This window comes from Pseudomonas sp. Larv2_ips, assembly GCF_963879675.1.
Classification (GTDB): domain Bacteria; phylum Pseudomonadota; class Gammaproteobacteria; order Pseudomonadales; family Pseudomonadaceae; genus Aquipseudomonas.
This window is the reverse complement of sequence record NZ_CAWOAW010000014.1, coordinates 680,477-698,680: the sequence shown is the minus strand read 5'-3', so window position 1 is coordinate 698,680 and position 18,204 is coordinate 680,477. Positions and strand designations below refer to the sequence as shown.

18 protein-coding genes are annotated in these 18,204 nt (G+C 59.7%); 10 read left to right on the top strand and 8 right to left on the bottom strand.

All coding sequences use genetic code 11. From position 1 onward, the window contains the following. The first annotated feature begins 187 nt into the window (after window positions 1-187). From AACV02_RS09690 to tal, 3 genes are all read left to right on the top strand, one after another. On the top strand, window positions 188-2,803 hold the full coding sequence (locus tag AACV02_RS09690) for an AAA family ATPase (RefSeq protein ID WP_119739223.1): 2,616 nt from the start codon (window positions 188-190) through the stop codon (window positions 2,801-2,803). A 210-nt stretch (window positions 2,804-3,013) separates the two neighbouring features. After that, a complete protein-coding gene (dusA, locus tag AACV02_RS09685) occupies window positions 3,014-4,000 on the top strand; it encodes a tRNA dihydrouridine(20/20a) synthase DusA (protein WP_119739221.1) in 987 nt (328 codons plus the stop codon). A 333-nt stretch (window positions 4,001-4,333) separates the two neighbouring features. Continuing rightward, window positions 4,334-5,260 (top strand): transaldolase, encoded by a 927-nt coding sequence (gene tal / locus AACV02_RS09680; protein ID WP_106576911.1) that lies wholly within the window; start codon window positions 4,334-4,336, stop codon window positions 5,258-5,260. 201 nt (window positions 5,261-5,461) lie between these two features. Here the strand turns inward: tal and rssC are convergent, their stop codons facing one another. Then, a complete protein-coding gene (gene rssC / locus AACV02_RS09675) occupies window positions 5,462-5,944 on the bottom strand; it encodes an anti-sigma factor antagonist RssC (RefSeq protein ID WP_003172602.1) in 483 nt (160 codons plus the stop codon). Beyond that, window positions 5,944-7,125 (bottom strand): two-component system response regulator RssB, encoded by a 1,182-nt coding sequence (gene rssB / locus AACV02_RS09670; protein ID WP_064451404.1) that lies wholly within the window; start codon window positions 7,123-7,125, stop codon window positions 5,944-5,946. The genes rssC and rssB overlap by 1 nt, the downstream gene beginning before the upstream one ends. Before the next feature lie 276 nt (window positions 7,126-7,401). Between rssB and AACV02_RS09665 the strand changes: the two genes are divergently transcribed. Then, a complete protein-coding gene (locus AACV02_RS09665; protein WP_106576914.1) occupies window positions 7,402-7,698 on the top strand; it encodes a PilZ domain-containing protein in 297 nt (98 codons plus the stop codon). Window positions 7,699-7,758: 60 nt separating this feature from the next. On the opposite strand, the gene AACV02_RS09660 is transcribed toward AACV02_RS09665, so the two are convergent. Further along, window positions 7,759-8,448 carry an MlaA family lipoprotein gene (locus AACV02_RS09660; protein ID WP_106576915.1) on the bottom strand — a complete coding sequence of 230 codons (690 nt, stop codon included), beginning with the start codon at window positions 8,446-8,448 and terminating at the stop codon, window positions 7,759-7,761. Window positions 8,449-8,644: 196 nt separating this feature from the next. On the opposite strand from AACV02_RS09660, the gene AACV02_RS09655 reads away from it, so the two are divergent. Beyond that, window positions 8,645-9,253: a phosphatase gene (locus AACV02_RS09655; protein ID WP_106576916.1), complete on the top strand. Its 609-nt coding sequence runs from the start codon at window positions 8,645-8,647 to the stop codon at window positions 9,251-9,253. 110 nt (window positions 9,254-9,363) lie between these two features. Continuing rightward, window positions 9,364-9,630: a DUF4404 family protein gene (locus AACV02_RS09650; protein WP_106576917.1), complete on the top strand. Its 267-nt coding sequence runs from the start codon at window positions 9,364-9,366 to the stop codon at window positions 9,628-9,630. A 136-nt stretch (window positions 9,631-9,766) separates the two neighbouring features. Here the strand turns inward: AACV02_RS09650 and queF are convergent, their stop codons facing one another. Both queF and copI read right to left on the bottom strand, forming a co-directional pair. Next, window positions 9,767-10,597 (bottom strand): NADPH-dependent 7-cyano-7-deazaguanine reductase QueF, encoded by an 831-nt coding sequence (gene queF, locus AACV02_RS09645; RefSeq protein WP_119739219.1) that lies wholly within the window; start codon window positions 10,595-10,597, stop codon window positions 9,767-9,769. Window positions 10,598-10,663: 66 nt separating this feature from the next. Continuing rightward, window positions 10,664-11,185 (bottom strand): copper-resistant cuproprotein CopI, encoded by a 522-nt coding sequence (gene copI, locus AACV02_RS09640; RefSeq protein WP_119739217.1) that lies wholly within the window; start codon window positions 11,183-11,185, stop codon window positions 10,664-10,666. Between the two features lie 156 nt (window positions 11,186-11,341). On the opposite strand from copI, the gene AACV02_RS09635 reads away from it, so the two are divergent. Both AACV02_RS09635 and AACV02_RS09630 read left to right on the top strand, forming a co-directional pair. Further along, on the top strand, window positions 11,342-12,022 hold the full coding sequence (locus AACV02_RS09635) for a heavy metal response regulator transcription factor (protein WP_119739214.1): 681 nt from the start codon (window positions 11,342-11,344) through the stop codon (window positions 12,020-12,022). Next, window positions 12,019-13,374 (top strand): heavy metal sensor histidine kinase, encoded by a 1,356-nt coding sequence (locus AACV02_RS09630; RefSeq protein WP_119740782.1) that lies wholly within the window; start codon window positions 12,019-12,021, stop codon window positions 13,372-13,374. The genes AACV02_RS09635 and AACV02_RS09630 overlap by 4 nt, the downstream gene beginning before the upstream one ends. 115 nt (window positions 13,375-13,489) lie before the next feature. On the opposite strand, the gene AACV02_RS09625 is transcribed toward AACV02_RS09630, so the two are convergent. The 3 genes from AACV02_RS09625 to AACV02_RS09615 are packed head-to-tail and all read right to left on the bottom strand — an operon-like array spanning window position 13,490 to window position 16,736. Then, window positions 13,490-14,734: a lipoprotein-releasing ABC transporter permease subunit gene (locus AACV02_RS09625; protein WP_119739212.1), complete on the bottom strand. Its 1,245-nt coding sequence runs from the start codon at window positions 14,732-14,734 to the stop codon at window positions 13,490-13,492. A gap of 60 nt (window positions 14,735-14,794) precedes the next feature. Continuing rightward, a complete protein-coding gene (lolD, locus tag AACV02_RS09620) occupies window positions 14,795-15,478 on the bottom strand; it encodes a lipoprotein-releasing ABC transporter ATP-binding protein LolD (RefSeq protein ID WP_164487915.1) in 684 nt (227 codons plus the stop codon). A gap of 7 nt (window positions 15,479-15,485) precedes the next feature. After that, a complete protein-coding gene (locus tag AACV02_RS09615; RefSeq protein WP_119739210.1) occupies window positions 15,486-16,736 on the bottom strand; it encodes a lipoprotein-releasing ABC transporter permease subunit in 1,251 nt (416 codons plus the stop codon). A gap of 94 nt (window positions 16,737-16,830) precedes the next feature. Here AACV02_RS09615 and AACV02_RS09610 point away from each other — a divergent pair, with 94 nt between their 5' ends. Further along, window positions 16,831-17,415, top strand: a complete 585-nt coding sequence (locus AACV02_RS09610; protein ID WP_119739208.1) for a PilZ domain-containing protein — start codon at window positions 16,831-16,833, stop codon at window positions 17,413-17,415. Between the two features lie 44 nt (window positions 17,416-17,459). Continuing rightward, window positions 17,460-18,182, top strand: coding sequence for a glycerophosphodiester phosphodiesterase (locus AACV02_RS09605; protein ID WP_106576925.1), 723 nt, complete (start codon window positions 17,460-17,462; stop codon window positions 18,180-18,182). Window positions 18,183-18,204: the final 22 nt, after the last annotated feature.

The following is an 18,204-nucleotide window of genomic DNA, read 5'->3' as shown; positions in this document are numbered from 1 at the left end:
TGACCCCGATTACCTTTGCCGTGTTGTCCATGCCCTGGAAGGTAGTCCTTAGTCTGGCGCCGTCAAAAATCAAAGGATGAATTCTGAGCTCTACACTAACGGTAGATAAATCGTCGTACGGCCTCAGTCGCCTGATGGCACAATGATAATTCTTTGGCGCCCTCCCTTGCCGATATGGAGTATCGAAATGGCTATTTACGAGGAAGTATTGGCATGGGCGGACAGGTTGCCACCCTGGAGGCAGGATGCCTTGCGTCGACTATGTGTTCAGGGGGGATGGAGCGATGATGACCTACGAGAAATTCTTGATCTTGCCAAACAGCATCACGGAATCCGAAGCGCAATAGAGCCCCCGCCACAACCAATCAGGTTTGCCGCTGACCATTTCCCCGCTGAGGCAAATCGAGGCAGGGCTGTCGTCCTCTCATCGCTAAGCACGATGACCAATGTCGGGAAAATACCGAGCGACCAAACTTTAGATTTTCAGTCGAAAGGCCTCACCATCGCGTACGGTGGCAATGGAACCGGAAAGTCTGGCTATGCGCGCGTGCTGAAGCAGGCGTGTCGTGCCAGAATTCCGGGTACCGTTTATCCCGACGCTTATGCTCCAAACTTCCGAGATCTCATACCAAGCGCCACGATCGACTTTAAATTGGATGAGGCACCAGATAAGACGGTCTGGAGCGGTCAACCCGGTGCTGTTCCTCGGGCAGAACTCAGAGGCATCTCCGTCTTCGACGGCGACTGCGCCCGGCACTACCTGCAGTCAACAGAGGCATGCGCCTTTCAGCCGTCCGCCCTTACATACCTTCAACAGTTGGCAAATGGTCTTAGTCAGGCCCTACGGCCAGGGATTCAAGCAGAAATCGCAGGGCTCGCCACCGACGTTACGCCTTTCAATGTTATCCCTGCAGAAACCGAGGCCGGCCAATCAGTCCACCCGATAGGATTGGGTTCGGATTTGGTACGAGCGCGTGTTTTGTCAACGTTCACCCAGAATGAGCAAGCAGAACACGCACGCCTCCCTAGGGAGATTGGCGAGGCTGACCCTAGCGCCAAAGCAATCAACCTCGACCATGCTGCGACGCGGATTGAGGAGCTATGCGACACCATCACTTCTACCGCCAATGCAGTTTCTGATGATGCAATCGAAGCCGCGCAGCTGGCCCATCGAATGTTGGTTGACGCGGAAGCGGCTGAACTTGCAGCATCCGTACTGCTGCAAGCGGAGGACGCCACGGTCCTGCTTCCCGGAACGGGACAAGGAGCATGGTCGTTCTTATTCAATGCCGCGCGCGAGTACTCGACCACCGCTGCTTACCCGGGACAATCCTTCCCGGTGACCGTTGAAGGTGCAGCATGCGTGCTTTGTCAGCAGGAACTAACTCCAGCGGCGAAGGATCGCTTGCAACGCTTCGATCACTATATTCGGGACAGAGCGGCCGAGGCAGCTCAGGTCGCTCGTAACGCTTGGCAGGAATGCGTACGCGATATCGGCAAGGCCGTAGTCATTTTCATTGTCCCCCCGGTGATGCTTGAGAGTTTGGGGGCTCGCGTAGCAACACTACCTGATGAAATTCGAACCTTCCAAGAAGACCTGGTCATTCGACTTCAGTGGCTCAGAAATAGCGTCGCCAAAGGAGAATGGTTGGATCCACCTGTGTATCGGGTAGCAAATCCGACTACATCGCTCCGCCAAGTATCAGAGAGCCTGCGCGCTGAAGCTGTCGGTTTACGCGCAAACCTCGATGCAGAAGCGTTAGCGATTAAGATCTTTCGCTTAAGGGAGCTGGAAGCGCGGCGGGTACTTTCCGAGAATATCGAAGGCATCGCCCTGATAATCGAAAATCTTATACATAGGGATAGGCTTCAGAACTGCCTCAATGACATCAGCAACACACGTTCAATCAGCATTTTTGCAGGTCAGCTCGCCAAGACTTACGTAACAGAGGCATTGGCCGCGCGGATGACTGATGAACTCAGTAGCTTAGATCTCTACCACATAAAGGCAAAGGTCAGCTCAGTCGGTGACGCAGGGTCAGTTCGCCTCGGAGTGCAGCTTCACGAATGCCGGCTAGATCCACATCTTGTTCTAAGTGAAGCTGAACAGCGTATGTGTGCCCTAGCCTATTTCTTCGCGGAACTTCACCAGTCAGGCTCCACATCCGGAATCGTTTTCGACGATCCTGTTTCAAGCCTTGACCACAGTCATCGGACGGCAGTAGCGCGCAGAATCGTTGAGGAGTCTGCAAACCGGCAAGTCATTGTCTTCACGCACGATGCCGTGTTTTTCGGCGAGTTGATTACATTGAGCCAAGATGCCCAGCTGGTTCCTGAAGTGAGATCAATCACCTACCGTGCAGAAGGGCCAGGCTACATCAATGCCGGACTTCCTTATGACATGCGAAAACAAAATGAACGCCTTGTAGAGCATCGTGCAGATCAAAAACGGATTGCAGCAACTTTCAATAACCCTCCAGGGGATGACGAAAGAATCGCAATCCGCAATGCGTACGATGACCTTCGCGTGACGCTGGAAGTTGGGATTGAAGACATAGTACTTAATGGGACCGTTGTACGGTTTCGAGACGGTATCTCGGTCGGCCGGCTTAATGGGGTAATGGTTGTTCAGGAAGCTGAATTCGAGGAGGTACAGCGTTTGCATGATAAGTGCTGCCGCAATGTGCGTGCACATTCACATGCAGCCGGACAGCAGCGCGCTGTTACGCAGCCGGATGAGTTGCTGAGAGATATCGAGGCGGTCAACACGTTGTTCCAAGGCATCCGCAAACGCAGAGGTTAAGACAGGACAGTTGAGCCAATTACTGTTAACCAGAATATCGGGGTCAGACCACGATATCTAACATACTGGTCTGCCTCAGATTCTCGACACGCTCAACACGAAGCAATGTGCAATGCGGGGTGGTTAGGAGCGCAGCACACGCCCCTCCCACACCCAAGACCCATCCCTGATAAACTGCGCCCCATTCGCCTCGCTGACTCAGATCCCCCAATGTCCCTACAATCCGCCCCACTCTCCCGCCGCTTCTCCGTCGCCCCGATGATGGACTGGACCGACCGCCACTGCCGGTACTTCCTGCGCCTGCTCTCCAAGCACGCCCTGCTCTACACCGAGATGGTCACCACCGGCGCGATCCTGCACGGCGACCACGACCGCTTCCTGCGTCACAACGAAGCCGAGCATCCGCTTGCACTGCAGCTGGGCGGCAGCGTCCCCGCGGACCTGGCCGCCTGCGCGCGTATGGCTGAGGCTGCCGGTTACGATGAAGTGAACTTGAACGTCGGCTGCCCGAGTGATCGGGTGCAGAACAATATGATCGGCGCGATCCTGATGGCGCACCCGGCGTTGGTGGCGGATTGCGTGAAGGCGATGCGGGATGCGGTGTCGATTCCGGTGACGGTTAAGCATCGGATCGGGATCAATGGGCGCGACAGTTATGCCGAGTTGTGTGATTTCGTCGGGACGGTGAGGGATGCGGGGTGCACCAGTTTTACGGTGCATGCGCGGATTGCGATTCTGGAGGGGTTGTCGCCTAAGGAGAATCGCGACATTCCGCCGTTGCGCTATGACGTGGCGGCGCAGTTGAAGCAGGATTTCCCGGAGCTGGAGATTGTGCTGAACGGTGGGATTAAGACGCTGGAGCAGTGCCAGGCGCATTTGCAGGTGTTTGATGGGGTGATGTTGGGGCGGGAGGCTTATCACAATCCTTACTTGCTGGCGGAGGTGGATCAGCAGTTGTTTGGGAGTGCGGCGCCGGTGGTTGGTCGGGCGGAGGCGTTGGCGCTGTTGCGGCCTTATATTGCGGAGCATTTGGCCAGTGGCGGGGTGATGCATCACATTACTCGGCATGTGTTGGGGTTGGGGACTGGGTTTCCGGGGGCTCGGAAATTTCGGCAGATGTTGTCGGTGGATATTCATAAGGCGAGTGATCCGCTGGCGTTGTTGGATCAGGCGGGGGAGTTGTTGGAGGGGCGATGATGGTTTTTGGGTGTCAGTGGGTTATTTGGGGCTGACAGGCCGCTTTCGCGAGCAAGCCCGCTCCCACAGTTTGGGTGATGGGTGTCAGGGGGTGTTTGGTGGCTGGGCGGGCGTTATCGCAGGCAAGCCAGCTCCTACCTTTTGACCGGGGTGGTCATCGGGCAGTTGGGTTGAACCTGTCGGCGGTATTGGTCTCCTAGTTAGCAGTACGGCCGGTGATTCAAACGGCTGTTTTCAGGTTGTTGCCCTCGCAAACGATCGAACGCATTTGCGCCCTTGAGCGCCTGCCGGCGCTCGGGTAATGTCATCAGACCCACAGGACAGAGCACGCCCATGACTTCCAAGCTGGAACAACTCAAGCAATTCACCACCGTTGTAGCCGATACCGGCGACTTTTCCACCCTCGCCAAGCTCAAGCCGCAAGACGCCACTACCAACCCTTCCCTGCTGCTCAAGGCCGCTTCGATCCCAGGCTATGCCAAGCTGCTGGATGAGTGCGTGAAGGACTGCAACGGCGACGTGGGCCTGGCCAGCGACCGTTTTGCGGTGGCGGTAGGTCAAGAGATTCTGAAAGTCGTGCCGGGCCGTATTTCCACTGAGGTGGATGCGCGCCTGTCGTTCGACGAAGCCGCCATTCTCAAGCGTGCGCACCGTCTGATCGACCTGTACGACAAAGCCGGCGTCAGCCGTGACCGTGTGCTGATCAAGATCGCTTCCACCTGGGAAGGCATCCGCGCGGCGGAGAAGCTGGAAAAAGAAGGCATTCAAACCAACCTGACGCTGCTGTTCTCGTTTGCCCAGGCCGTCGCCTGTGCCGAGGCTGGCGTGTTCCTGATTTCGCCGTTCGTGGGCCGTATCTACGACTGGTACAAGAAGGCTAACGGTAACGACTACACCGGTTCCGATGATCCGGGCGTGCAGTCGGTGACGCGCATCTACAACTACTACAAGGCCAATGGCTACAAAACCGTGGTGATGGGTGCGAGCTTCCGTAACCTGAGCCAGATTGAAGAACTGGCCGGCTGTGATCGCCTGACCATCAGCCCGGACCTGCTGGAGAAGCTGGCAGCCGATGAAGGCAAGCTGGAGCGCAAGTTGGCACCAGGCCATGCCGGTGAAGCGCGGGTGCATTTGACTGAAGCGCAGTTCCGTTGGGAGTCCAACGAGGATGCCATGGCGACGGAGAAGCTGGCGGAGGGGATTCGTCAGTTTGCTCGGGATCAGGAGAAGCTTGAGGCGCTGTTGACTGCCAAGCTGTAAACGCGGCGGTAGCAAAAAGGGCGGCACCCTCGCGGGTGCCGCCCTTTTTTGTGCCTTTCGCTGGTCTCAAGCCGGTCACAGTTCAAACTGTGGGAGCTGGCTTGCCTGCGATAGCGGTGGGTCAGTAATGAATAGGTGGCTGACACACCGCTATCGCAGGCAAGCCAGCTCCCACCTTGGAATTGGGTTTCAACTGGGAGCCTAGTGGCGTTCCAGGGCGTTCACGAGGTCATGGAAGGCTTCGCGGTTGGACTCGTTCAGGCCCATCAGGATCTTGTGCGCTTCGAGCACCTTGACCCGTACCACTTCTTCGGACTGGTCTTGCGACGGCAGGTCGGTCAGGCATTCCGGGCACGGGATCGGGCGGTCAACGATGTTGAACACTTGGTCGAAGCCCATGGACTGCAGCAGCCGGGTGATGTCTTCGTGGGTGGTGACCACAGTCGGCAACAGACCGACCTTCTGCCGAGACAGAATGGACAACTTGGCCAGCAGGCCCAGGGTGGTGCTGTCGATGCTGCGGGTTTCGGTCAGATCGATCACGATCGCCGAGAAATTCAGGGCAGTGAAAATCCGCTCAATCGTTGCATCCAGCGCCGAACACAAGGTCAGGCGCACTTCACCGACAAACTTCAGGACGAAGGTCCCGTCTTGCTCGGCGAATTGGATTCTTCCGGTACTCATCAAAGATTCCTGCTCAACACCAATAGGGCGATATCATCCGGCATCTCCCCTAGCGTGGCCAATCCAAAAACCTGCCGCAGGCCATCCAGGCTGCCGCCCGCCGACTTGACCTTTTCAGGCAAGGCGGCTTCTTTCTCTTTGAGTGTAGGCTCTGGAAGCAGGTCCAGGATGCCGTCGGACATCAGCGTCAGGCTGAAGGTCGGCGGCAGTTCCAGGATGTGGTCTTCGTAGGTGGCTTCATTGAACAAGCCCACCGGCAGACCACGGCCTTCCAGGTAACGCACACTGTCTGGAGTGTATAAAACCGGCATCGGCAGGTGACCGCCGATGCTGTAGGTCAAAAGACCGGTTTCTTCATCTATAACGCCGCCGACCATCGTTACGTGCTTGCCCAGCTTGCAGCTGATCAGGCCTCGGTTGATGTGGCCCAGCACCTCGGAGGGGGTGAACTCCGGCAAGGTGCCATTGCGCTTGGATTCGAACAACAGCCGTGTGGTCATGAACTTCAACAACACGGTGACAAAAGCTGAGGATGCACCGTGGCCGGAAACGTCGGCCAGGTAGAAGGCCACACGTCGCTCATCCACACGGAAATAATCGACAAAATCACCCGACAGGTACAGCGACGGGATGATCTGGTGCGCGAACTTGAACTCATCAATGGTCCAGGGGCTCACCGGCAGCATGTTCATCTGCACCTGGCGACCGGCGTTCTGGTCTTCCTGAAGCAGGTTGAGGCTGGCTTCGAGTTCGCGGTTGGCGGTTTCGAGCTTTTCGCGGTAGCGCTGGTTTTCGAGCAGCAGGCGGGCACGGTCGAGTGCGCGGCGCACCGAGTGCTCCAGCACGGCCAGGTCTTCCAGGGGCTTGATCAGGTAATCGGCGGCGCCCAGGCGCAGGGCCTCGACGGCATCGTTCATCACGCCGGCACCGGACACGACAATCACCGGCGTCTGCGGGGCGAGCTCAGTCACCTGGCGAATCAGCTCGAGGCCGCCCATCTGGGGCATGCGCAGGTCGCAGATCACAAGGTCGGGCTTGTCGCGCTCGAATACCTGGAGACCCTGTTGGCCATTGCTGGCCTGCAGGACGCTGAAGCCACTGTCTTCCAAATAGGCCGCGAGGCTCGCGCGCACTACTTCGTCGTCATCGATTATCAGCAGCGTGGCACTGGTTTTTTGCATGTGGGCAAACGGCGCCAGAATTAGGTTGGCGTAGGCGGCTCGGCAATGGCCGGGCTCACGTACTGGATTCGCTTTCTAGCCACTCTGTCCTACAAAGCATTGGGATTTCGCCCATGCACAACGGTAAAGCAGAGGTGCCCTTCTAAGGCGCAGACGGTACTCCCATCCGTCAGGGGTTTCAAGCTCATGCCGATGGTCGCCGGGCGTCTTTACACCGCAAATCACCGGGAGTTATAAGAACACCCACGACCACAACACAAAGTAAGGATGGAACCCGTGAGCGAACACGAGCGCGACTACGCCGAAAAACGCGATTTCATCCGCATGCGAGTGGATGCCGATGTGTCGCTGATCCACGCCGGACAGGAGATTGCCGGGGTCTGCGTGGACCTCTCCAGCTCCGGCATGCAGGTTCAAGCGCCCCGCCAGTTTCAGGTGGGCGACCCGTTGACCGTGCGCATTGACTCGGAACACGCCGCCCTCGCGGGCCTGGAGGCAGATACCGAAGTGGTGTGGGCCAAAAACGAGGGCGAGCGCCAGCACCTAGGCCTCAAGATCCTGAAAATGCACTAAAAGCCGCGCACAAAAAAGGCGACCACTCGGGTCGCCTTTTTCATTTCAAAACGTCACGGCTTAAAAATCGTCGACGACCTTGCCGTCTTTGACCTTGAACTCGCGGTTCTGCAGGTAAGCGTTACGGATGAAGGTGTACTTATCACCGGTGATCAGCTTCTCGCTGTCGAGCAGGCTGGCACGGGTATCGACGATGTTCAGGCCGAAGGTGCTGTTACGCCAGCCGATGTCGTTCATGTAGCGATACGGTTGGGTGTAGCTGTCGACGTATTTGGACGGCGCATCACGCAAGGTGCTTGGGCCGAGCAGCGGCAGCATCACGTAAGGACCGCTGCCGACGCCCCAGTAACCGAGGGTCTGGCCGAAGTCTTCATCGTTGCGTTGCAGCCCCATTTTGGTGCCGACATCAATAAAGCCCAACACGCCAAAGGTGGTGTTCATCAGCAAACGGGCAGTGTCGACACCGGCCGCGTGCGGCTTGAGCTGGAAAACGTCGTTGGCAAAGTTGCCGACATCACCGATGTTGCGGAAAAAGTTATGGATGCCGGTCTGGACGAATTGCGGGGTGACAAACTGATAGCCCTGGGCCAATGGCTTGAGCGCGTAAGTGTCAACGGTGTCGTTGAAGGTGAAGATCGGACGGTTAACGGCTTCCCATGGATCGTCTTCCGACGCAGCGTTAGCGGCGAACGGGGCCAAAAGAACAGTGGCACACACAGATAGCTGAGCGAAATAGTGGCTCCAGCGCATAGCTTTGGCTCCTTGAATGGTCTGTCATGGGCGCTATGCCCTGAATAAGGCCGTCAGTATATGACGGAAGTGTCGAATAAGGCATCCAGTAGGATCGCTCTCATAGGAAATGCACAAAATTCCTACAATTACTGCCGATGTCACGCGCTTGTCATCCAGCCCCGATAGCGTCACAGCTATTTCAGGGATGTTGAAAATGCCTCACGCCGAGATTGCCGTCGCCAGCGCACCCTCCTTGACTGCCGTACTGTTTGGCCTTAGTGGCTGCCTGGTGGATTTTGGTTCCCTGGCGCGCACCGATAGCCCTTGCCCCGACTCTCACGCCACACCTGGCGCGCTGAAAATCCTGCGCAGCCTCAAAGACCAGGGCGTGCCCTGCGCCTGGCTGGATGAACTCCCTGGCGCGGTAACCACCCCTCTGGCCGCCGTGCTGCCTGATTGGCTCAAAGCCGCATCGCCCTCCTCGATTCGCTGGCCGGCGCCGCATGCGTGTTGGCAGGCCTTGATGGAGTTGAACATCGAACGCCTTGAAGGCTGCGTGCTGGTCAGCGGCGAACCACGCTTGCTGCAATCGGGGCTCAATGCCGGGTTGTGGACCATTGGCCTGGCGTCCTGCGGCTCACTGTGCGGCCTGGCGCCCGAACAATGGCAGGCGCTGACCGAGCAGCAACGCGAGCACAAGCGCGCCAAGGCCACGGTGGCGCTGTATGGCTTGGGCGTGCATTCGGTGATCGATCACCTCGGCGAGCTCGGCACCTGCCTGGCGGACATCAGCCTGCGCCAGCTCAAAGGCGAGAAGCCCTGATCGAGATCATGCACGGTCGGCGCCGGTGGATTAGTCTACTGCTCAGCCCGTAGACCTTTCCCGGCGTGCCGCGGTCTATGCCAGTGCCTATCGATAAAAGGAAGAACGCCATGCCTGCCCGCGAACAGCTGAAAGACCAAGTCAGAGAATTGCGCGAGCAATTGAATAGCGACCCGCTGATGTCGGCGGAGAAACGCGACGAACTCGAAGCATTGATTGCCGAACTTGAAGTTCAAGAGCCTTTGGAAGGCGCGATTCAGGACCCCAGCATTGCCGATGGCGTGAACCTGGCGGTGGAACGCTTCGAGCTGGACCACCCAGGCATTGCCGGGACCTTGCGCAATATTGTGGTGACGCTGGGCAATATCGGGATCTAACCCGAGCTCAAGCCGAACACACAACCAAAATGTGGGAGCTGGCTTGCCTGCGATGACGGTGTATCAGTCGCCAGATGTATGACTGAAAGACCGCTATCGCAGGCAAGCCCGCTCCCACATTTGTTTTGCGTGAACACTACTGGCGGGCCAGGCGCAGGTTCTGGAACTGCATGGCCTCAGTGCTGCGGTAAGGGTTGATATCCAACCCGCCGCGGCGCACATAGCGCGCATACACGCTCAGCTTCTGCGGCTTGAGCAAACGCTGCAGGTCGAGAAAGATTCGCTCAACACATTGTTCATGGAAGTCTGAGTGCTGGCGAAAGCTGACGATGTATTCGAGCAGGCTGGCGTGATCCAACGCGTGGCCACGGTACTCGACCACCACACTGCCCCAATCCGGCTGGCTGGTGACTGGGCAATTGGATTTGAGCAAGTGGCTGTGCACGCTCTCCTCGACAATGCGCGAGTCATCGCAACGCAGCAGTTCCGGGCGCGGGTGTTCGTAGTTGCTGACGCTGATGTCGAGGTCGTCAATGCACGCGCCCGGCAGGGCTTGCACGCCTTCGGCTTCAACCTCGGCCAGGCTGCGGATGCGCACGCTGACCGGCTTGCCGGCGGCAGCGCTGAGGTCGGTGCGCAGTGTCGCTTCCAGGCTGGCCGTGTCGGCAAACGCGGTCTGGTTCAACGAATTGAGATACAGCTTGAAAGACTTGGACTCGATGATGTTCGGCGAGTCGGCCGGGATGCTGAACTCTGCGATAGCCACTACCGGCTTGCCCGATGGCAGCAGCCAGGACAGCTCGAAGCAGTTCCAGAAATCCACACCTTTATACGGCAGGGTTTCGGCGCTCAGGCCCAGCTCGGCCCACTTGGCGGCGCGAGGGATCGGGAACAGCAACGACGGGGTGTACGTGGAGATGTATTCACTGGACTTGCCCAGCGGCGAATGTTCGGCTGCGGGATGCATGGCGGAAACCTGGCTAAATAAACCGCGCCAGTCTACCAGCCTTTGCCCCCGCCCTTAAGAATCGCCTCACTCAACGGTCAGCGTGCCAACCATGCCCGCCTGGTAATGCCCCGGAATGTTGCAGGCAAACTCAAGGCCCGTGGCCTTGGTGAAGGTCCAGGTCAGCTCGGCGGTCTTGCCCGGCTCGACCAGCACGCTGTTGGGATCGTCATGCCGCATGCCCGCCATATCGCCGTGCCCCATTGCACTGTGGTCCATCTTGCCCATGCCGGTGGCGGTGAGCATGCCGCTGGCTTGCATCTTGAGCATCTCTTTCTGGTGTTCGGCGTGCATCGCCGCGTCACCCAGGTTGAATTCGTGAAGCAACTGGCCTTTGTTCACCAGCACAAAGCGCACGGTCTCACCGGCTTTTACGTCCAACGCCTTGGGCGAAAAGGAAATGTCCTGCAGCACCACTTCTACCGTGCGCGTGGCTTTATCGGCGGCGGCTGGCTGGCCGAAGGCGAAAGTGTGGGCCGTGTCCGCCAGCGCATCAAAACTCAATGCCAACAGGCAACCCGCCAATATCAGAGGTGTACGCAGCGCCATGTCGATTCTCCAAAAGTGTGTGAACAGCTCTGTCAGCACTCTAAGATGGCGCCGCTGCCAGCCAGCTGACTGCTAGATTACAACTTTGTCAGGTTGCGCCCCTGCCCTGGCACCCACGGTATAAAGCCCGTTGTTCACCGCTGCCAAGAGTCGTCCATGAAACTGCTGATCGTCGAAGACCAACCGAAAACCGGCCATTACCTGCGCCAGGGCCTGAGCGAGGCGGGCTTTACCACCGAACTGGTGGCCGACGGCACCACCGGGCAGCACTTGGCACTGACCGGTGATTACGACCTGCTGATCCTCGACGTGATGCTGCCGGGCCGCGACGGCTGGCAAATTCTGCAAGCGGTACGCGGCGCCGGCCTGGACATTCCGGTGCTGTTCCTCACCGCCCGCGATGCCGTGGAAGACCGCGTGCACGGCCTGGAACTGGGCGCCGACGATTACCTGGTCAAGCCTTTTGCCTTTTCCGAACTGCTGGCCCGCGTGCGCAGCCTGTTACGCCGTGGCAGCAGCACGCCACAGGAAACCGCGCTGCAACTGGCCGACCTGCGCCTGGACCTGATCCGCCGCCGCGTCGAACGCGACGGCCAACGCATCGACCTCACCGCCAAGGAATTTTCCCTGCTGGAACTGCTGCTGCGCCGCCAGGGCGAAGTACTGCCCAAATCGCTGATTGCCTCGCAGGTGTGGGACATGAACTTCGACAGCGACACCAACATCATCGAAGTGGCCATCCGCCGCTTGCGCCTGAAAATCGACGACCACTTCCCCAACAAACTGATCCACACCGTGCGCGGCATGGGTTATGTGCTGGAGGAGCGGTGCAATTGATCAAGCGCCTGTCCCTGGCCAGCCGTCTGGCGTTGCTGTTTGCGGCGTGCACCGCCGTGGTGTCGTTGCTTGCCGGCGTGCTGTTCAACCACGCCAGTGAGGCGCACTTTATCGAGCTGGACCAGCAACAACTCGACAGCCAGCTGGTGGCGCTGCGCAGCACTTTGCAGGGGGTCGACTCGCCACCATTATTTGCACAACGCGAAGCGCAACTGCGCGCCGAGCTCAATCGCCAACCCGAACTGGCGCTGCGCGTTACTGCCCAGGGCCAGCGCTGGTTTGACGGCGCGCCCGGCATCAGCCTGCCTGAAGCGCCGGGCTTGCACAGCCTGCAAAATGGCGGGACTGAGTATCGCGTCTACAACGCGCCGCTGGTCGCCGGTCAACCCGGCTCGCCGCAATTGACGCTGATGCTCGACATCACCCATCACCAGCACTTCCTGCAACGCATGCAGCACCTGATCTGGCTGACCGTCGGCCTCTCGGCCCTGGCCACCGCGCTGCTCGGCGCCTGGGCCGCGCGCAGCGGGTTGCGGCCGCTACGGCGCATGGGTGAAGTGGCCGCCAGCGTGTCGGCGCACTCCCTGACCCAACGCCTGCCCCAGCAACACATGCCGGTGGAGTTGGCTGAACTGGCCCAGGCCTTCAACGCCATGCTCGGGCGCCTGGACGACGCCTTCCAGCGCCTCTCGGCCTTCTCCGCCGATATCGCCCACGAACTGCGCACGCCCCTCTCCAACCTGCTGACCCACACCCAAGTGATCCTCACCCAGCCGCGCCCGCTGGAGGATTACCGCGAGGCGCTGCACAGCAACCTCGAAGAGCTGCAATGGATGGCGCAGTTGGTGAATGACATGTTGTACCTGGCCAAGGCCGACCACGGCTTGCTCATGCCCAAGCGCGAGGCTTTGGTGCTGGGCGATGAAGTGGAAGCGTTGATCGAGTTCTTCGCGTTGCTGGCCGAGGACGCGCACGTCAGCCTGGTGCGCGAGGGCACGGCGCATACGGCGGGTGATCGCGGCATGTTGCGCCGGGCGTTATCGAATTTGCTCGATAACGCGCTCAGGTTTACCCCGGCCGGTGGCGAGGTGCGGGTGCGGATGGTTGAGACCGAGCGAGGTGTGACGCTGGCCGTGGAAAATACCGGGGAAGGTATTCCTGCGGCGTCGTTACCGAAGTTATTTGATCGGTTCTACCGGGCCGACCCGGCGCGCCGAGAAGGCAGCAGCGAGCATGCGGGGCTGGGGCTGGCGATTACCCAGTCGATTGTGCGGGCACATGGCGGGAGGATTTATTGTGAGTCTGAGGTGGGGCGGACGCGGTTTGTGATTGAGTTGCCCAAGGGGGATTGATGCAAGCTGGGCCGGCCCCTTCGCGAACAAGCCCGCTCCCACATTTGTCCGCGTACATCCTTTGGAAAGCGGTCGAATGTGGGAGCAGGCTTGCCTGCGATGGCGGTCTCAGCCCTTACGAATACCTGAGCGCATGTGCCGGCTCAATCTTCGCCGCCCGATACGCCGGGTAAATCGTCGCCAAAAAGCTCAACACAAACCCGGCCGTGCAAATCAGCAGCACATCCCCACCCTGCAGTTCCGAAGGCAGGTTGCTGACGAAATACACGTCCGAACTGAAGATATGCTGCCCGGTCACGCGCTCCAGCCAACCCACCAGTTCGCTCACGTTCAGCGCCGCAATCACGCCCAGCACGCCGCCGATCAAAGTGCCGACGATGCCGATCACGGTGCCCTGCACCATGAAGATCGCCATGATCTGCCGTGGCGTGGCGCCAATGGTGCGCAAGATCGCGATGTCGGCGCCCTTGTCGTTCACCACCATGATCAAGGTGGCGATGATGTTGAACGCGGCGACGGCGACGATCATCAGCAGCAACAGGCCGATCATGGTCTTTTCCATCTTCATCGCGCTGAACAGGCTGCCCTGGGTGTGGGTCCAGTCATCCGGCTTGTAGGCCACCCCGAGGCTGGCGGCGATGTCCGCCGAGACCTTCGGTGCCGCGTACAGGTCTTTCACCGCCAGGCGCACGCTTTGCACCTGGTTCGGCTGCCAATGCTGTATTTCGGCGGCGTCGGCCATGTTGATCAGGGCCATGGAGCCATCCAGCTCGGCGCCGACCTTGAAGATACCGACCACGTTGAGCCGCTGCATGCGCGGGGTGATGCCACCCGGCGCCGTGCTGATTTCCGGCACGATCAGGGTCAGCTTGTCACCCACGTTCAGGCGGAAGCGCCGTGCAGTGATGTCGCCGATGACCACACCGAACTCGCCGGCTTTCAGGTCGTCCAGTTTGCCGCGCACGATGTGCTGGGCCACGATCGAGACTTTGCCTTCCTGGGCCGGGTCGACGCCGCTGATCTCGATCGGCTGCATCGCGCCCTTGTAGGAGAACATCCCGTCCATCTGCGTGAATGGTACGGCGGCAGTCACTTGCGGGTTCTTCATGGCGGCGGCGGCCACCGGCTGCCAGTCATCAATCGGGTTCACGCCGACGATGGTCGCGTGGGGCACCATGCCGAGGATGCGTGAGCTCATTTCGCGCTGGAAGCCGTTCATCACCGACAACACCACGATCATCGCCAACACGCCCAGGGCGAGGCCGATCATCGAGGTCATCGAGATAAACGAAACAAAACGGTTGCGGCGCTTGGCGCGGGTATAGCGCGTGCCGATGAAAATCGATAACGGTCTGAACATTCGCGGGCACCGTTTAAAAAAATGAAAAAGCCCAGCGCCAGGCGCCGGGCTTGAAACGGGTCAGATGGCGACCAAGTGACCTTCCTGCAGGTGCAGCACGCGGTCCATCTGGCGGGCCATGCTCATGTCATGGGTCACCACCAGGAACGCGGTGCGCATCTGGGTGCTCAGTTCGAGCATCAAATCCTTGATGCCCTGGGCGGTGTGGGAGTCGAGGTTGCCGGTTGGCTCATCGAGCATCACCAAGCCTGGGTTGTTGACCAGGGCACGGGCAATCGCTACACGCTGGCGCTCGCCACCGGACAACTCGGCCGGCTTGTGCTCCAGGCGATGACCGAGGCCGACGCGCTCCAGCAACGCCTTGGCGCGCTGGCGCGCTTGCGGAATAGCGGTCTTGCCGATCAGCAGCGGCATGCAGACGTTTTCCAGCGCAGTGAATTCCGGCAGCAGGTGGTGGAACTGGTACACGAAACCCAACGAGCGGTTACGCAGTTGGCCACGCGCCTTCTCACCCAGGGCCGACAGCTCTTCGCCAGCCAGCCACACGCTGCCCTGGGACGGCGTATCCAGGCCGCCCAACAGGTTGAGCAAGGTACTTTTGCCGGAGCCGGAACTGCCGACGATCGCCACGCGTTCGCCCGGGTGCAGTTCAAGTTGCAGGTTGGACAACACCACCACCGATTCCGGACCTTCCTCGTAGGATTTGCCCAGGTTGCGGCAGCTCAGGATTGCTTTTTCACTCATGCCCGATTCACTCATAACGTAAGGCCTGTGCTGGCTGGGTACGTGCCGCGCGCCAGGCTGGATACAGGGTGGCAAGGAAGCTCAATACCAACGCGGCGCCGCCTACCATCAACACGTCCTGGGCCTGAACCTGGGACGGCAAGTAGTCGATGAAGTAGACGTCGGCGTTGAGAAACTTGTGACCGATGACTTTTTCCAGCGCGGCGATGGCGGCGCTGACGTTCAGCGCGGCCAGGATGCCGACCGCGGTGCCGATCAAGGTGCCGACCACGCCGATCACGGTGCCCTGCACCATGAAGATCGCCATGATCTGCCCCGGCGTGGCGCCCAGGGTGCGCAGGATGGCGATGTCGCCCTTTTTGTCGTTCACCACCATCACCAGGGTGGAGATGATGTTGAACGCGGCCACGGCGACAATCAGCAGCAACAGCAGGCCGATCATGGCTTTTTCCATGCGGATGGCCTGGTAAAGATTGCCGTGGGTGCGGGTCCAGTCGCGGGCGTAGTACTGGGATTCACCCAAATGCTGGGCGATTTCCCAGGCGCCGCGCGGGGCGTCGAACAGGTCGTTGAATTTGAGGCGCAGGCCCTGCACCTGATCCGGCTTCCAGCGGTGCAGGCGGGCCAGGTCGGTGAGGTTGGTCAGGCCGAGGTAGCCATCGATTTCGCCGGCGCCGACGTGGAAGGTGCCGACCACGGTGAAGCGCTTCATGCGCGGGAACATGCCGGCCGGGGTCACGGTGACTTCCGGAGCGACGAAGGTCAGCTTGTCGCCGACGCCCACGCCAAGCTTGGCCGCCGCCTTGTCGCCGATCACGATGCCGAAGCTGCCGGGCGCCAGGTCGTCGAGTTTGCCCTGCAACATGAACTTGTCGATGATCGACACGTTACGTTCCTGGGCCGGGTCGATGCCATTGAGCAGGATCTTCTGCACCTTGCCGTCGTTGGTCAGCAACCCCTGCATCTGGGTAAACGGCGCAACGGCCACCACCTTGGGGTTCTGCTTGACCTTGTCGGCAAGGCTGGGCCAGTCGCTGATGGGCGAATCGCCCTCGATGGTTGCGTGGGGCACCATGCCCAGCACGCGGGTGCGCATCTCATGATCGAAGCCGTTCATCACCGACAGCACCACGATCATCACGACCACGCCCAAGGCGAGCCCGATCATCGAGGTCAGGGAAATGAACGACACAAAATGATTGCGACGCTTTGCACGGGTATAACGCGTGCCGATAAATACGAAGAGAGGTCTGAACATGTCGGGGCTTGTTCGGAGGAAAAGAAGACGTCCCGGTGGCGGGGTCAGGTAAGCAGCTTTACACTCAGACCATTACCGCTACTTTGGGTTCGCCATGTCGACATTAGATGAAGAAGAACGCCGCGAATACTACCGTATCGACGACATGATCGCACTTCAAATCAGCACCCTCTCTGCCCCCGAAGCGGCGAGCAAGGAAGTGTTGCTGGATGATTCGCCGCTGTTCAACCTGCTCAGCGAATTGCACCTCAGCGAATTCGAAGCCCAGCACCTGCTGCGCCAGATCAGCGAGAAAGATCGCAGCCTGGCCGCCTTCCTCAAAGTCCAGAACAAACGCGTGGACCTGCTCAGCCAGATCATGGCGCGCGGCCTGCTGGATGAGGTGGGCGCGCCGCAGCCGGTGATCCTTTCCGAAGGCGGCATCGACTTCAAGCACCCAACGCCGCTGGCGCCCGACACACACCTGGCGGTCAAGCTTGTATTGATGCCCCAGGCGCTCGGCTTGCTGCTGCGTGCCCGCGTGACGCATTGCGACGCCAAGGGCGACGGCTTTGACGTGGGCACGGAATTCGAATCGATGACCGATGCCCAACGCCAATTGCTGGCGCGCTACATCCTGCAGAAACAAGCCCAGGAACGACGCCTGGCGCGGGAACAAAGCGACGCCCAAGACACCTGAATTTCGTATGACCCCGCCGGGCTATCTGGCGCAAAGGAGCAACTGTGACCCTGATTTATGGCCACCGCGGTGCCAAAGGCGAAGCACCGGAAAACACCCTGACCAGCTTTCAGGAGTGCCTCAAGCACGGTGTACGCCGCTGCGAACTGGATTTGCACCTGTCCATGGACGGCGAGTTGATGGTCATCCACGACCCGACCCTCAAACGCACCACCGACCGGCGCGGCAAAGTCGTCGAGTATTCGGCAGCCGACCTTGTGAAGATGGACGCGCGCAAAGGCGGCCCGGGTTGGGTCAGCCCCTGCCCGATCCCACGCCTTGAAGAGCTGTTCGAAAAATGCGACTTCGATCACTGGCAGCTGGAAGTCAAAAGCGCTTCGCGCACCCGCGCCGCAACGACCGTACTGGCAATTCGTGAGATGGCCGTGCGTCATGGCCTGATGGACAAGGTCACCGTGACCTCAAGTTCGCGGGAAGTCTTGAAAGCGGCCGTGGAGCTTACCCCGGACCTGTCACGCGGCCTGGTCGCCGAATACGCGTGGCTCGACCCGCTGAAGGTCGCGCAAAACTACGGCTGTGAATACCTGGCATTGAACTGGACGCTGTGCACCCCCGAGCGTCTGGAAAAAGCCCAGCGTCAGGGTTTGCACGTGTCCGTGTGGACGGTCAACGAACCGGCGCTGATGCGCAGGCTCGCTGACTTCGGCGTAGATAGCCTGATTACAGACTTTCCCGGTTTGGCCACTGCCACCCTCGAGAATTACTGAAATCGGTCTCCCCGGCCGGCTC

Coding starts and splice junctions, on each gene's coding strand:
- lolD (WP_164487915.1), bottom strand. CDS start 15,478: ATGAGTGAAAAAGCAATCCTGAGCTGCCGCAACCTGGGCAAATCCTAC.
- AACV02_RS09610 (WP_119739208.1), top strand. CDS start 16,831: ATGTCGACATTAGATGAAGAAGAACGCCGCGAATACTACCGTATCGAC.
- AACV02_RS09655 (WP_106576916.1), top strand. CDS start 8,645: ATGCCTCACGCCGAGATTGCCGTCGCCAGCGCACCCTCCTTGACTGCC.
- AACV02_RS09690 (WP_119739223.1), top strand. CDS start 188: ATGGCTATTTACGAGGAAGTATTGGCATGGGCGGACAGGTTGCCACCC.
- dusA (WP_119739221.1), top strand. CDS start 3,014: ATGTCCCTACAATCCGCCCCACTCTCCCGCCGCTTCTCCGTCGCCCCG.
- AACV02_RS09650 (WP_106576917.1), top strand. CDS start 9,364: ATGCCTGCCCGCGAACAGCTGAAAGACCAAGTCAGAGAATTGCGCGAG.
- copI (WP_119739217.1), bottom strand. CDS start 11,185: ATGGCGCTGCGTACACCTCTGATATTGGCGGGTTGCCTGTTGGCATTG.
- AACV02_RS09660 (WP_106576915.1), bottom strand. CDS start 8,448: ATGCGCTGGAGCCACTATTTCGCTCAGCTATCTGTGTGTGCCACTGTT.
- AACV02_RS09635 (WP_119739214.1), top strand. CDS start 11,342: ATGAAACTGCTGATCGTCGAAGACCAACCGAAAACCGGCCATTACCTG.
- AACV02_RS09615 (WP_119739210.1), bottom strand. CDS start 16,736: ATGTTCAGACCTCTCTTCGTATTTATCGGCACGCGTTATACCCGTGCA.
- queF (WP_119739219.1), bottom strand. CDS start 10,597: ATGCATCCCGCAGCCGAACATTCGCCGCTGGGCAAGTCCAGTGAATAC.
- rssC (WP_003172602.1), bottom strand. CDS start 5,944: ATGAGTACCGGAAGAATCCAATTCGCCGAGCAAGACGGGACCTTCGTC.
- rssB (WP_064451404.1), bottom strand. CDS start 7,125: ATGCAAAAAACCAGTGCCACGCTGCTGATAATCGATGACGACGAAGTA.
- AACV02_RS09625 (WP_119739212.1), bottom strand. CDS start 14,734: ATGTTCAGACCGTTATCGATTTTCATCGGCACGCGCTATACCCGCGCC.
- tal (WP_106576911.1), top strand. CDS start 4,334: ATGACTTCCAAGCTGGAACAACTCAAGCAATTCACCACCGTTGTAGCC.